Annotated in this window: 10 protein-coding genes and 2 pseudogenes; 6 read left to right on the forward strand and 6 right to left on the reverse strand. The window is 62.1% G+C overall.

Annotation, left to right across the window (positions count from 1 at the left end):
* The first annotated feature begins 8 nt into the window (after window positions 1–8).
* The gene (locus JV201_RS04005; protein WP_219406540.1) at window positions 9–3170 is read left to right on the forward strand and encodes a CusA/CzcA family heavy metal efflux RND transporter; all 3162 of its coding nucleotides are present in this window, start codon (window positions 9–11) and stop codon (window positions 3168–3170) included.
* A gap of 37 nt (window positions 3171–3207) precedes the next feature.
* On the opposite strand, the gene JV201_RS04010 is transcribed toward JV201_RS04005, so the two are convergent.
* From JV201_RS04010 to JV201_RS04025, 4 genes are all read right to left on the reverse strand, one after another.
* Window positions 3208–4611 (reverse strand): heavy metal sensor histidine kinase, encoded by a 1404-nt coding sequence (locus tag JV201_RS04010; RefSeq protein ID WP_008437501.1) that lies wholly within the window; start codon window positions 4609–4611, stop codon window positions 3208–3210.
* On the reverse strand, window positions 4608–5282 hold the full coding sequence (locus JV201_RS04015; RefSeq protein ID WP_003214417.1) for a heavy metal response regulator transcription factor: 675 nt from the start codon (window positions 5280–5282) through the stop codon (window positions 4608–4610). Before JV201_RS04015 ends, JV201_RS04010 begins: the two co-directional genes overlap by 4 nt.
* 219 nt (window positions 5283–5501) lie before the next feature.
* Window positions 5502–5687, reverse strand: coding sequence for a hypothetical protein (locus JV201_RS04020; RefSeq protein ID WP_008437498.1), 186 nt, complete (start codon window positions 5685–5687; stop codon window positions 5502–5504).
* A gap of 160 nt (window positions 5688–5847) precedes the next feature.
* The gene (locus JV201_RS04025) at window positions 5848–7176 is read right to left on the reverse strand and encodes an OprD family porin (RefSeq protein ID WP_219406541.1); all 1329 of its coding nucleotides are present in this window, start codon (window positions 7174–7176) and stop codon (window positions 5848–5850) included.
* Window positions 7177–7414: 238 nt separating this feature from the next.
* Here JV201_RS04025 and JV201_RS04030 point away from each other — a divergent pair, with 238 nt between their 5' ends.
* The 4 genes and pseudogenes from JV201_RS04030 to JV201_RS04040 all read left to right on the forward strand — a co-directional run bounded on the left by JV201_RS04030 (window position 7415) and on the right by JV201_RS04040 (window position 9800).
* A complete protein-coding gene (locus JV201_RS04030) occupies window positions 7415–7747 on the forward strand; it encodes a DUF2790 domain-containing protein (RefSeq protein WP_219406542.1) in 333 nt (110 codons plus the stop codon).
* 199 nt (window positions 7748–7946) lie between these two features.
* Window positions 7947–8630: pseudogene (locus JV201_RS30145) on the forward strand (PAS domain-containing protein); the annotation flags it as partial.
* A gap of 111 nt (window positions 8631–8741) precedes the next feature.
* Window positions 8742–9170: pseudogene (locus JV201_RS30150) on the forward strand (methyl-accepting chemotaxis protein); the annotation flags it as partial.
* A gap of 54 nt (window positions 9171–9224) precedes the next feature.
* Complete coding sequence (locus JV201_RS04040) at window positions 9225–9800, forward strand: flavin reductase family protein (protein ID WP_003214424.1); 576 nt, start codon at window positions 9225–9227, stop codon at window positions 9798–9800.
* Window positions 9801–9964: 164 nt separating this feature from the next.
* Here the strand turns inward: JV201_RS04040 and JV201_RS04045 are convergent, their stop codons facing one another.
* Window positions 9965–10849 carry a LysR family transcriptional regulator gene (locus tag JV201_RS04045; RefSeq protein WP_102604731.1) on the reverse strand — a complete coding sequence of 295 codons (885 nt, stop codon included), beginning with the start codon at window positions 10847–10849 and terminating at the stop codon, window positions 9965–9967.
* A 121-nt stretch (window positions 10850–10970) separates the two neighbouring features.
* Here JV201_RS04045 and JV201_RS04050 point away from each other — a divergent pair, with 121 nt between their 5' ends.
* Window positions 10971–12341 (forward strand): MFS transporter, encoded by a 1371-nt coding sequence (locus JV201_RS04050; RefSeq protein WP_219407132.1) that lies wholly within the window; start codon window positions 10971–10973, stop codon window positions 12339–12341.
* A gap of 121 nt (window positions 12342–12462) precedes the next feature.
* Here the strand turns inward: JV201_RS04050 and JV201_RS04055 are convergent.
* A partial coding sequence (locus JV201_RS04055) for an AraC family transcriptional regulator (protein WP_219406543.1) occupies window positions 12463–13250 on the reverse strand: 788 nt, incomplete at its 5' end.

Consider the following 13250-nt stretch of genomic DNA (forward strand, 5'->3'; position numbering starts at 1 on the left):
GATTTCCCATGTTTGAGCGCCTTATCCAATTCGCCATCGAGCAGCGCATCATCGTGCTGCTGGCGGTGCTGTTGATGGCCGGTGTCGGTATCGCCAGCTATCAGAAATTGCCCATCGACGCCGTGCCGGATATCACCAACGTCCAGGTGCAGATCAACTCGGCGGCGGCGGGTTTTTCGCCGCTGGAAACCGAGCAGCGCATCACCTTTCCCATCGAGACCGCCATGGCCGGGCTGCCGGGCTTGCAGCAGACCCGCTCGCTGTCGCGCTCGGGCTTGTCCCAGGTCACGGTGATTTTCAAGGACGGCACCGACCTGTTCTTCGCCCGCCAGCTGGTCAACGAACGCTTGCAGGTGGCTCGCGAGCAACTGCCCGATGGCATCGAAAGCATGATGGGGCCGATCTCCACCGGGCTCGGGGAAATCTTCCTGTGGACCGTGGAGGCGAAAGACGGCGCGCGCAAGGAGGACGGCTCAGCCTATACGCCGACCGACCTGCGGGTGATCCAGGACTGGATCATCAAGCCGCAACTGCGCAACGTGCCGGGGGTGGCCGAGATCAACACCATCGGCGGCTTTGCCAAGGAATACCAGATCGCCCCGGACCCCAAGCGCCTGGCGGCCTACAACCTGACCTTGGGCGACCTGGTCACGGCGCTGGAGCGCAACAACGCCAACGTCGGCGCCGGCTACATCGAGCGCAGCGGCGAGCAATTGCTGATCCGTGCGCCGGGGCAAGTCGCGTCCATCGACGACATTGCCAACATCGTCATCACCACTTCCGACGGTACGCCGATTCGGGTACGCAACGTCGCCCAGGTCGACATTGGCCGCGAGCTGCGTACCGGTGCCGCCACGGAAAATGGCCGCGAAGTGGTGCTGGGCACGGTGTTCATGTTGATCGGCGAAAACAGCCGCACGGTGTCCCAGGCGGTCGCGAAAAAACTCGAAGAGATCAACCGTTCGCTGCCTGAAGGTGTGGTGGCCGTCACCGTCTACGACCGCACCAACCTGGTGGAAAAAGCCATCAGCACCGTGAAGAAAAACCTCTTCGAAGGGGCGCTGCTGGTGGTGGCAGTGCTGTTCCTGTTCCTCGGCAATATCCGCGCTGCGCTGATCACCGCGATGGTGATTCCCCTGGCCATGTTGTTCACCTTTACCGGGATGTTTACCAACAAGGTCAGCGCCAACCTGATGAGCCTCGGCGCGCTGGATTTCGGGATTATCGTGGATGGCGCGGTGGTGATCGTCGAAAACGCCATCCGCCGCCTGGCCCACGCCCAGCAGCGCCACGGGCGATTGCTGACCCGCAGCGAGCGCCTGCATGAAGTGTTTGCGGCGGCCAAGGAAGCGCGGCGCGCGCTGATCTTCGGGCAACTGATCATCATGGTGGTGTACCTGCCGATCTTCGCCCTCACCGGGGTCGCCGGGAAGATGTTCCACCCGATGGCGTTCACCGTGGTGATCGCGCTGCTGGGGGCGATGATTCTGTCCGTGACCTTCGTGCCGGCGGCCATTGCGCTGTTCGTCACCGGCAAGGTCAAGGAAGAGGAAAACCTGGTGATGCGTAGCGCACGCCGTGTCTACGCGCCGGTGCTGGATTGGGTGATGGCGCGCCGGCCGCTGGTGTTCGGCCTGGCGGTGCTGGCCATCGTTGCGTCGGGCCTGGTGGCCAGTCGCATGGGCAGCGAATTTATCCCCAGCCTCAGCGAGGGTGATTTCGCTCAACAAGCGTTGCGGGTGCCGGGCACCAGCCTGACGCAGTCGGTACAGATGCAGCAGCAACTGGAAAAGACCTTGATGGCCGAGGTGCCGGAAATCGAGCGGGTATTCGCCCGCACCGGCACCGCGGAAATCGCCTCCGACCCGATGCCGCCGAACATCTCCGACAGCTACGTGATGCTCAAGCCCAAGGACCAGTGGCCCGACCCGAAGAAGTCCCGCGAGGCAATCATCGCCGACATCCAGCGCGCCAGTGCGATTGTGCCGGGCAGCGTGTATGAACTGTCGCAACCGATCCAGCTGCGCTTCAACGAACTGATTTCCGGCGTGCGCAGTGACGTGGCGGTGAAGGTGTTTGGTGACGACATGGCGGTGCTCAACAAGACCGCCGGGGAAATCGCCGAGACCTTGCAAACCCTCAAGGGCGCCTCGGAAGTGAAGGTGGAACAGACCTCCGGCCTGCCGGTGCTGACCATCAATATCGACCGCGACAAGGCCGCGCGTTTCGGCCTGAACGTGGGCGATGTGCAAGACACGATCGCCGTCGCCGTGGGTGGGCGCCAGGCCGGGACGATGTACGAAGGCGACCGGCGTTTTGACATGGTCGTGCGTTTGTCGGACGCGCTGCGCACCGATATCGAAGGCCTGTCGCGGCTGTTGATTCCGATCCCGGCGCTGGCGAATAACGCGGCGGGGCAGTTGGGTTTTATCGCGCTGTCGGAAGTCGCCAGCCTGGACCTGGTGCTCGGCCCCAACCAGATCAGCCGCGAAAACGGCAAGCGCCTGGTGATCGTCAGCGCCAACGTGCGTGGGCGCGATATCGGCTCGTTTGTCGAGGAAGCCGGGACGGCCATCGGCACCCAGGTGAAAATCCCCGCGGGCTACTGGACCAGCTGGGGCGGTCAGTTCGAGCAGTTGAAGGAAGCTTCCGAGCGCTTGCGCATCGTGGTGCCGGTGGCGTTGCTGCTGGTGTTCGGGTTGCTGTTCATGATGTTCAACAACCTCAAGGACGGGCTGCTGGTGTTCACCGGGATTCCCTTCGCGTTGACCGGCGGGATCATGGCGCTGTGGCTGCGGGACATTCCGTTGTCGATCTCGGCGGGCGTGGGTTTTATCGCGCTGTCGGGGGTGGCGGTGCTGAACGGGTTGGTGATGATTGCGTTCATTCGCAACCTGCGGGAAGAGGGGCGCTCATTGTCGGTGGCCATCAACGAAGGCGCCCTGACGCGCTTGCGCCCGGTGTTGATGACGGCGTTGGTGGCGTCGCTGGGGTTTATCCCCATGGCCCTGGCCACCGGCACCGGCGCCGAAGTGCAGCGCCCGTTGGCGACGGTGGTGATTGGCGGGATTATTTCGTCGACGCTGCTGACCCTGCTGGTATTGCCGGCGCTGTATCACTGGGCGCACCGGCGTGAAGAACAGGAAGACCGCCTGATGCCTGACCAATAACCTGTGGTGAGGGAGCAAGCTCCCTCACCACAATGGGTTATTGGCAGATAGCGTTGGTATGAAGGGGAAACACCAACCGAAACACAGTGAAATCTCCGGGCTCGCTGCTGACTTCTGCCCGGCCTTGATGCAGGGTCATGATCGACCGCACGATGGCCAGCCCCAGCCCGGTCCCCCCTTCGGAGCGGGCGCGGCTGCTGTCGACGCGGTAGAAACGCTCGAACAGGTTCGGCAGGTGGTGCGCTTCAATCCCCGGCCCCGGGTTGCCCACCGAGAGCGACACCTGCTGCCCGTGGGTTTCCACCTGCAACGACACCGTGGAAGCGTGTGGCGTATGACGGATGGCATTGGACAACAAGTTGGAAATCGCCCGCTGAATCATCAGGCGGTCGCCATGCACCGAGGCATCACCGTGAAGGCTCAGGCTCAGTTGCTTGTCTTCGGCACTCAACGCAAACAGTTCCATCACCCGGCGTGCTTCAGCGGCCAGGGACACGGGCGCAAACGAAACCCGCGCCGCCGGGTGGCTGACCTGTGCCAGGAACAGCATGTCGGAAACGATCCGCGCCAGCCGCTCCATTTCTTCGGTGCTGGATTCCAGCACCGCCTTGTACTCCTCGGGAGGTCGCTCCCGGGACAACGTCACCTGGGCCTTGCCCATCAAGTTGGTCAGTGGCGCGCGCAGTTCATGGGCCAGGTCATCGGAGAACTGCGACAGCTGCTGCACACCGCCATCCAGGCGCTGCAGCATGAAATTGATGCCCTGCGCCAACTCGCCCAACTCGTTGGGCAAGTTATCCACAGCCAGGCGGTGGGTCAGATCCTGTGTGGTGACCTTGGCCGCGACGCGGCTGAACTGTTGCAGCGGTGCGAGCCCGCGTTGCACCACCCACCACGCGCCAATGCCGATCAGCAGCAACAGCAGCGGCAGGGCGATCACCGTGGAACGCAGGTAAGCACTGAGCAATGCCTGATCGTCCCTGCGGTCCAGGGACAGCAGCACCCGCACGCGTTCGCCGCTGGACAGGCGCATCAGGCTGGAGGCGCTGAGCACCTGATTGCCGTTGCTGTCGTCCCAGTTCAGGTAACCGAGGGTCTGGCGTGGTGCGAAGTCGGTCAGCAACGGTTCCTGTGGCTTGGCACCGACGCTCAGCAGCACCGCTTCATCGGGTGCGGTGCCGACGATGGTCAGGTAGAAATTGTCATGCCCCATCACCAGGTCCATCAGCGAATGCGGGCGGGCTTTTATGTCGCGGGTGTCCAGGCCGAGGGCGAGGCTGTGCTGGATCTGCTCCATCTTGCTTTCCAGGCCCTTGCGCGCCAGCTTCTCAAGCTCGTGGGTCAGCGCCAGGTAGGCCAGTGTCGCGAGCAGCACCACCAGGCCCGCGCCCATCAGGCTCACCGTCAGCCCTAGGCGCATCGACAGGCTGCTGGCTTTCATTGGCGGGCCTCCAGCACATAGCCCACGCCGCGAATGGTATGGATCAGCTTGACGTCACTCTGGTCATCGACCTTGGCCCGCAGGCGGCTGATGGAGACCTCCACCACGTTGGTGTCGCAGTCGAAATTCATGTCCCACACCAGGGAAATAATCTGCGTGCGGGTCAGCACTTCGCCGGACTGACGCATCAGCACATGCAGCAGCGCGAACTCCTTGGTGGTCAGGTCAATGCGCCGGGTGCCGCGATAGGCGCGGTGGCGGCGCGGGTCCAGTTCAAGGTCCGACACGCGGAAGACTTCCGGCACCGGTATGTGCTCGCTGCGGCGCAACAGCGTACGCACCCGGGCCAGCAATTCGGGGAATTCGAAGGGTTTGACCAGGTAATCATCGGCGCCCATGTCCAGGCCCTTGATCTTGTCAGTCAGCCGGCCACGGGCTGTGAGCATCATCACCCGTTGGTTGCTGTCGCGGCGCAGTTGCTCCAGCACTTCCCAGCCGTCCTTGGCCGGCAGGTTTACATCGAGAATCACCAGTTCATAAGCGTGTTGCCCGGCCAGGTGCAGGCCGTCCACGCCGCTGGCGGCGCAGTCGACCACGTAACCGCTTTCGGTCAGGCCCTGCTGCAGGTAGGCGGCGGTTTTTTGCTCGTCCTCAACCACAAGGATACGCATGGGGATTTACCTTTTACTGATAGAGAGAGACTGAAATTCGAATTTTCCGAAGCCTGAAGGCTGAAGTAGCTACAGGGTCAATCAGCCAGTTTGTGACTGGTTGTTGCGTTGCAGAACGGGCGGGCAAAAAAAACGCCCCATCCGGGGCGTTAAAAATTCATCTCTTTCCAAAGGAGCTACACAAAAGCTTCAGAGATGAATGTGCTCGGTGTGCGCCGTTCAGATCGACTGCTTCTGTGCGTCGGCGGGCGCGGTCTCGGCCACGGACTGTTCACCGTGGACCTGCTGCTGTTGCTGGCGGAACTCGGCGAGGAACTGCCGGGAGCGGTCGGCGCCGTCGTCGGCGAATGCGAGGGTGGAAGTGGCGCCGAGAAAACTGATCAATAACAGGTGGGATGGCTTCATGACGTGTCTCCAAATAAGGCGTGTGCCGTTAGTTGTGACCAGTATATGAAGCGCAACTTAACGAGAAGGTGAGGCGCATATTACAGTTCTGACAGGCTTCAATTTGTGAACAGATGTTAGTCAACGGCAAATGAATGTAAGCATTTGCCGTTGTGTTCATTTACAGAATTGCCAATGGGTATTCGACAATCAACCGAACTTCTTCCAAGTCCGACTCAAAGGCACTTGAGCGAACGGTCGCCTGGCGCAAACGCAGCGACAGGTCTTTGAAGTTACCGCCCTGCACCACGTACTTCGCCTCGATATCCCGCTCCCAGCGGCGTTGATCGGTCAGCGGGTCGCCGGCCGCGTCACGGCGCATGTACACGCTGTTGGCGTTGCTGTAGTCGGCGCCGGTACCTTTGCCATAGCGGGTCATGAAGGTCAGGCCAGGAATGCCGAAGGCCTGCATGTCGAGGTTATAGGCGAGCATCCACGAGCGTTCCCTGGGCGAGTTGAAGTCGCTGTACTGGATCGAGTTGTTGAGGAAGATCGAGTCCGACATGCGCAGATAGTCAAAGTCGTCATCGCCGTTGTTGCGCTGGTGCGACAGGGCCAGGCTGTGGGCGCCGACCTTGACCCCGAGCCTGGCGCTCCAGATGTTGTTATCGAACTCGCCAAGGCGTTTCTTGCCCTCGTCCACGGCCTTGTAGTAGTTGAAGTCGCCAAACAGCGACACGTCATCGTTCAGCGGGTAGCTGGCGGCGCTGCCGAAGTAGTACTGGTCCCAGGCATCCTTCAGGCGGCTGGTGTACAGGCTGACGCTGAGGTGTTTGTTCACCTGGTAGTCGCCGCCGGCATAGCCGATCCAGGGTGAATCCACCTTGCCCGCATAAAAGGTCGCGAAGCCTTTATCCATGCCGCTTTGGGTGGGCTGGCTCATGCCGCTCAAGTGCCCGGCCTGCAAGCTCAAGCCGTCAATGCTGGTGTTTTGCGCGGTGACGCCACGGAAGCTTTCCGGCAACACCCGCGAGTCGCCGTAGGCCACCACCGGGGTCAGCGGGAACACGTCACCGGCCTTGATCACGGTATCCAGCAGGCGCACTTTTACCGCGCCGCCGAGCTTGCTGTAGCCGTCCTCGGGGTGGTTGTCGCTGTCTACCGGCAGTACGCCGAACGAGCCCTTGCCGCCGCTGCGACCGGTGCCGGAGTCGAGTTTCAGGCCATACATCGCAAACGCATCGAGGCCGAAACCCACCGGACCCTGAGTGAATCCGGATTCGAACTTGCCGATAAAACCCTGGGCCCAGGCTTCGGAATAGCCATTGCCGGTGGGGCTCGACTGGCCCTTGCGGTCATCGCGGTTGAAGTAGAAGTTGCGGGCCAGCACGTTCAAGGTGCTGCCTTCGATAAACCCTTCGGGTTTTTCTTCCACGGCCATGCCTGACAGCGGGGTGAGCCCCGCCAGGGCGGCAATCATGGAGAGTGAAAATGTGCGGTTAGTGCTCATGTAGCGCTCCTCGGTAGTGGCAGCTATCAGCTTCTTATCGATGGGGCATTCTTGTTGTGATGGTGCCCGGGCAGATAGTTGCAAACACGAGATAACGGCGAGGTGGCGCACAGATTACAATTTTGGAATTTCAATAAAACATAACGGATAAGTAATCTTTCGGTGAACTTTGCGACAGGCTTGGTTAGTTATTCTTGCTCTGAACTTTTAATTCAATAAGTCAGACGAGGACGCCCTCATGAATACCCTGAAAACCACTGTCGCTGCATTGGCCCTGATCGTTTCCGCCAGCGCGATGGCCGAAGGTGGAGGCGACCGCACCTTCGCCCAATTGATGCAAAACAATGAGCAAGCCATGGCCGCCTACGCCGCCAGAAAGGGCAAGCCTGCGCCCGAGGTGCAGGTGTATCGCTACGGCATGAAGCTGGACATTGCCAAGGTGGTGAATGTCACGCCGCCGATCCGCTCGTGCAGCGCGGTGCCGTCACGCATGACCTACGAAGACTCCACCGGCAAGCTCAACACGCTCCACTACCAAGTGATGGGCATCTGCCGTAACAACGGCAGTTGAGGGGCCGAAAAAATATAGTTGGGCAATGGGCTAAAGCTCTCTTAAGAAAATGCCGGCAGCGCCGATGCAGGTCAGATCCCGCCCTCATTTGCCCACCGGTGCCTCCATGTTCAACACCCGTCTCAAGCAGGAGCTGTCTGCTCTTCGCGAAGAATTATCCAGTTTGCAGCAGGTCAAGGAGAGCCTGGAAAGCGAAATGATGGCCCTGACCCTGGATCCCGAAGGGCGCATCGAGTCCGTCAATGCCATCTTCCTTCAAGAGATGGCTTACCAGGCAAGCCAGCTGCAAGGCCGCCTGATCGAGGATCTGGTGCCGGCTCACGTCAAGCACGACACCTTTCAACTGCGCTTCACGAACGCCCTGGTGCGTGGCGAACACTTCGCCGGTTCCGTACGCCTGATGCGCGGCAACGGCAATGAGGCGTGGCTGCGCTCCATCGTGCAACCGGTGCGTGGCAGTGACGGGCGTATCAAGCATATTTCGATGTACTCCAGCGACCTGACCCGCACCATCGAGGCGTCCCGCGAGCACGAAAACCTGATCACCGCGCTGGTGCGTTCCACGGCAGTGATCGAGTTCGACCTCAACGGTAATGTACTGACGGCCAACGACCGTTTCCTCAACGGCATGGGTTACAGCCTGGCGCAGATCCAGGGCAAACATCACCGGATATTCTGTGAGCCGCAGGATGCCGGCAGCGTCGAGTACCAGCAGTTCTGGAAGCGCCTGAACGCCGGTGAATTCGTCGCGGGGCGCTTCAAGCGGGTGGACAGCCACGGGCGTGTAGTGTGGCTGGAGGCTTCGTATAACCCGGTGCTTGACGCCAACGAGCGGCTGTACAAAGTGGTCAAGTTCGCCACGGTGATCACCGACCAGGTCAACCAGGAACAGGCCGTGGCCGACGCGGCCAACATCGCCTACAGCACCTCGCTGCACACCGACAGCAGCGCCCAGCGCGGCACCACCGTGGTCACCCAGGCGGTGGAGGTGATGCGCGACCTGGCCAAGCACATGGAGCAGGCGGGTGAGGGCATTGAAGCGCTGAACGCCCAGTCCCAGGTGATTGGCAGCATCGTCAAGACCATCAGCGGCATCGCCGAGCAGACCAACCTGCTGGCGCTCAACGCCGCCATCGAAGCCGCCCGTGCCGGTGAGCAAGGCCGTGGTTTTGCGGTGGTGGCCGATGAGGTTCGGCAACTGGCGTCGCGTACCAGCAAGGCCACCGAGGAAATCGTCGGCGTGGTGCGCCAGAACCAGGACATGGCCCGCGATGCAGTGGCGCTGATGACCGATGGCCGCCTGCAGGCCGAGCAAGGGCTGGCATTGGCGGCCGAGGCGGGCACAGTGATCGTCGAGATCCAGGACGGCGCCCAGAAAGTGGTCAGCGCTGTAGGGCAATTCGCCAATCAACTGAGCAGCTAGTCACCCGGGCTCATGCTTGAGGTATCGTAGGTTTTTTTTCCGAGCCTTTCGTCCATGAGCCCTAACCATCGCCGTCCCGTTCCGCTGTCCAAGGCCTACCGCTTGCTCAACCACGGCCCGACCGTACTGGTCAGCGCCGCGCACAACGGCCAGCGCAACATCATGGCCGCGGCATGGGCGATGCCGCTGGATTTCGAGCCGCCCAAAGTCGCCGTCGTGCTGGATAAGGCCACCTGGACCCGGCAACTGCTCGAAGGCGCCGGCACTTTCGTGCTCAACGTACCGTGTGCGGCCCAGGCCGATATCGTGCAGACCGTGGGCAACACCACCGGCAGCGAGACCGACAAGTTCGCCGCATATGACTTGCAGACGTTCAGCGGCGAACACACCGAAGCGCCGATGCTTGAAGGCTGCGTGGCGTGGCTGGAATGCCGCTTGCTGCCGGAACCGCATAACCAGCAGACCTACGATCTGTTCCTCGCCGAAGTGGTGGCCGCCCAGGCTGATGAGCGCGTATTCAGCGACGGTCGCTGGCATTTCGAAGGGCAGGATGCGCTGCGTACCTTGCACCATGTGGCGGGCGGGCATTTCCTGACGATTGGTGAGCCGATTGATGGGCGACAGCTTTAAGCCCAGTGCCAATTCTTCCGGTACAGCCTGGTTTTGTGGCGAGGGAGCTTGCTCCCGCTGGAGCGCGAAGCGGTCCCATTGTTTCCTGCCAATACACTTGGTCGGTAGATATACGACTGCTGCGCAGCCGAGCGGGAGCAAGCTCCCTCGCCACAAAGGTTGTGTTACCACTGGGCTTTGCTGAGTGCCTCGGCAAACGCCATCAACTTCGGCGAGTACTGCCGCGATGGCGGATACACCAGCGATATCGCCCGACTGCGCCCGGCAAATTCCTCCAGCAAGGGCACAAGGCGCCCGGCCGCCAGATCTTCCCGCACCGCAAAGTCCATCACCTGGGCGATGCCGAATCCGCCCAGCGCGCCGTCCACCAGCGCATCGCCGATATCAAAGATCAACCGCCCCTCGACACTCACGTCCTGCACCCTGCCATCGAGCATGAACTGCCAGTCCACCAGCCGGCTGGTGCGCAGGTTACGTACGGTCAGGCAATTGTGGTCCTGGAGTTCATCGACGGTTTGCGGCGTACCAAAACGCGCGAGATAAGCCGGGGAGGCGACGGTGACCCACCGCAGCGGTGGCAGTGCCCGGGCGATCAGGCGTTGGTCCTGGATGTCGCCGGTGCGCAGCAAGGCGTCAAAGCCTTCGTCGACGATGTCCACCAGGCGGTCGGTCATTACCGCTTCAATGCGCAGATCGGGGTATTGCAGGGTCAGCTCGCCGATCACCGGCATCACCACCTTGCGGCCAAACAACGAGGGCGTGCTGATCTTCAGCAAACCGGACGGTGAGGCACGGCGGTCTAGCATTTGCCGCTCGGCTTCGGCCAGTTCCGCCAGCAGCGGCGCGCTGCGTTCATACAGCATCTGCCCGTCGGGCGTGAGGCTGACGCTGCGGGTGTTGCGTTGCAGCAGGCGCACACCCAGCTGGTTTTCCAGCCGGGAAATGGCCCGGGACAAGCCCGATTGGGTCAGCCCCAGGTCTCCGGCGGCGCGAGTGAAACTGCGGGTTTCGGCGACGCGCACCAGCAGGCGAACAGCATTCAGATCCATGATTAAAGTCATTACTGAAAGAGTGATAGGGGTATTTATCATCTGTTGGGCATGAAAGAAACTGGCGCCTCTCATTTTCAGGCAGGACGCTGTGATGTCTTCTTCTCGACCCTCTGGCTGGATGCTGTTGCTGCTGGCAACCGCGCAACTGATCATCGCCCTCGACGCGACCATTGTGTTTGTCGCGCTGCCGCAAATCGGCAGCCACCTGGGGTTTTCTGCCCAGCAATTGCAGTGGGTGGTCAGTGCCTACAGCGTGGCGTTTGGTGGCTTCCTGTTGCTGGGCGGTCGGGCGGCGGACCTGTTGGGCAAGCGGCGCTTGTACATGCTTGGCCAGTCGCTGTATGCGCTGTCTTCCCTGGCGGCGGTGCTCGGTGGCAGCGCCTTGCTGCTGGTGCTGGCGCGGGCGGTGCAGGGTGTGGGTGGGGCGCTGTTGTTCCCGGCCACGCTGGCGCTGATCAACACCCACTACGCCGAAGGGCCCGCGCGTCATCGGGCGTTTGCCGTGTGGAGCGCGGCGTCTGCGGCGGGCCTGGCATTGGGCGCGTTGCTCGGCGGCGTGCTGACCCAGGCCTGGGGCTGGGAAGCGGTGTTCCTGGTGAACGTGCCATTGGCCGGTGCCTGTGCCCTGGCGGCGCGCTACTGGATTCCCGCCGATGGCGAGCGGGCCCGCGGGCGCAACTTTGATATCAGTGGTGCGTTGACCGTGACGCTGGGCGGCACCTTGCTGGTGTTCTCCCTGGTGCAGGGGCCGGTGTGGGGCTGGGCGGCGCCGTCGACCCTGGGCTGCATGGTCCTGGCGTTGGTGCTGCTCGGGTTGTTTGGGTGGGTCGAACACCGGGGCCGTGATCCGTTGATGCCGCTACGCTTGTTGGGCTACCGCGAGTTGCGCATGGCCATGGTGTTGACGGCGGTGTTCATGAGCAGCTTTGGCGTGCAGTACTACTTTCTGGCGGTGTACTACCAGCAGGTCTACGGCTACAGCGTGTTGCAGGCGGGGTTGGCGTTTTTGCCGGCGACGCTGGTGTGCACCGCGGGTATCTGGCTGGCGGAGCGTTCATTGGCGCGGCTGGGGTTGCGCAACACCCTGGTCAGCGGCCAGTTGGCGGGCGCGGTGGGTATCGCTTTGGTATGTGTGGCGTTGCCGACGGGGGCGGGGTTCTGGTCGTTGCTGCCGGGGATTTTCATCCTGAGTATTGGCCAGGGCATGACCTGGACGGCGATGTGGGTGGCTGCGGGGCTGGGCATCCGGCCGGGCGAGCAGGGCGTGGCGGCAGGCATGGCGTCCACCAGCCAGCAGATTGGCGGTGCGTTGGGGCTGGCGTTGCTGGTGTCGTTGGCGAACGCCGGTGGGTCGACGGGCGCGGCGCAGGCGGGCGGGATTGAGCTGGCGTTGTGGTGGAGCGCGGCGATTGCCCTGGCGGGGGCGGTGCTGGCGTTGGCCCTTAAAGAACGAGCGCCAGCGTCGAATACGATTTCGGCAGCGACATAGTTCAAATGTGGGAGCTGGCTTGCCTGCGATAGCGGAGTGTCAGCCAACAATTTATTAACTGATCCACCGCTATCGCAGGCAAGCCAGCTCCTACAGGTTGATCGCATTTCAAGGCGGGATTTCAGCGCCCGAGCATCTTCACCCAGCGCGACGGCGGCATGCCGAAAGTGCTGCGGAACTGGCGGGTCATGTGGCTCTGGTCGGTGAAGCCGGCGGTCAGTGCCGCATCCACCAGTGACTGGCCCTGGCCCAGCAGGCTGCGCACCAGGTCCAGGCGGCGCATGGTCAGGTAGCGATAGGGGCTGGTGCCGAACAACAAACGAAAATCCCGCGACAGCGCCCAGCGGTCGCGGTTGGCGTATTCCGCCATTTCATCGAGGGTAATCGGGCGGCCCAGGGCGCTGTGGATAAATTCCCGTGCGCGCTCGGCGGCCCGGTAGTCGAAGGTCTTGCGATTGACCGTGATGCCCGACGCGTTATTCAGCGCCTGGGCCAAGTCAAACATCGCGTCCTGTTCCTGCAGCGGGTCAATCGGGCAATCCAGGCTTTGCAGCAACACTTCACTGGCGCGGTACAGCCACGGGTCGCTGGACAATCCGCCGGGGATGAACGGTAACGGCTTGCCGCCGAGCACCTGCTGGATCAGCGCCGGCTCCACGTAAATCATCCGGTATTTGAAACCTTCCTCGCTGCCGGCCCAGCCGTCATGCACTTCATCGGGATGGATCACCATGGTCCGCCCCGGCAGGCTGTGGGTCATGCCGCCGCGATAGTGAAAGCTCTGCACACCGAACAGGGTACGGCCGATGGCATAGGTGTCGTGGCGATGGGGGTCGAAGCCAAACCCGGCAAAATACGCCTCGATGCGCTCCAGGCCACTGGCGTGGGGCGCGCGGTGCAGCCAGTCGA

The organism is Pseudomonas sp. Colony2 (assembly GCF_019382755.1).
Taxonomy (GTDB): domain Bacteria; phylum Pseudomonadota; class Gammaproteobacteria; order Pseudomonadales; family Pseudomonadaceae; genus Aquipseudomonas.

Coding starts and splice junctions, on each gene's coding strand:
- JV201_RS04030 (WP_219406542.1), top strand. CDS start 7,415: ATGAATACCCTGAAAACCACTGTCGCTGCATTGGCCCTGATCGTTTCC.
- JV201_RS04025 (WP_219406541.1), bottom strand. CDS start 7,176: ATGAGCACTAACCGCACATTTTCACTCTCCATGATTGCCGCCCTGGCG.
- JV201_RS04010 (WP_008437501.1), bottom strand. CDS start 4,611: ATGAAAGCCAGCAGCCTGTCGATGCGCCTAGGGCTGACGGTGAGCCTG.
- JV201_RS04020 (WP_008437498.1), bottom strand. CDS start 5,687: ATGAAGCCATCCCACCTGTTATTGATCAGTTTTCTCGGCGCCACTTCC.
- JV201_RS04040 (WP_003214424.1), top strand. CDS start 9,225: ATGAGCCCTAACCATCGCCGTCCCGTTCCGCTGTCCAAGGCCTACCGC.
- JV201_RS04050 (WP_219407132.1), top strand. CDS start 10,971: ATGCTGTTGCTGCTGGCAACCGCGCAACTGATCATCGCCCTCGACGCG.
- JV201_RS04005 (WP_219406540.1), top strand. CDS start 9: ATGTTTGAGCGCCTTATCCAATTCGCCATCGAGCAGCGCATCATCGTG.
- JV201_RS04045 (WP_102604731.1), bottom strand. CDS start 10,849: ATGGATCTGAATGCTGTTCGCCTGCTGGTGCGCGTCGCCGAAACCCGC.
- JV201_RS04015 (WP_003214417.1), bottom strand. CDS start 5,282: ATGCGTATCCTTGTGGTTGAGGACGAGCAAAAAACCGCCGCCTACCTG.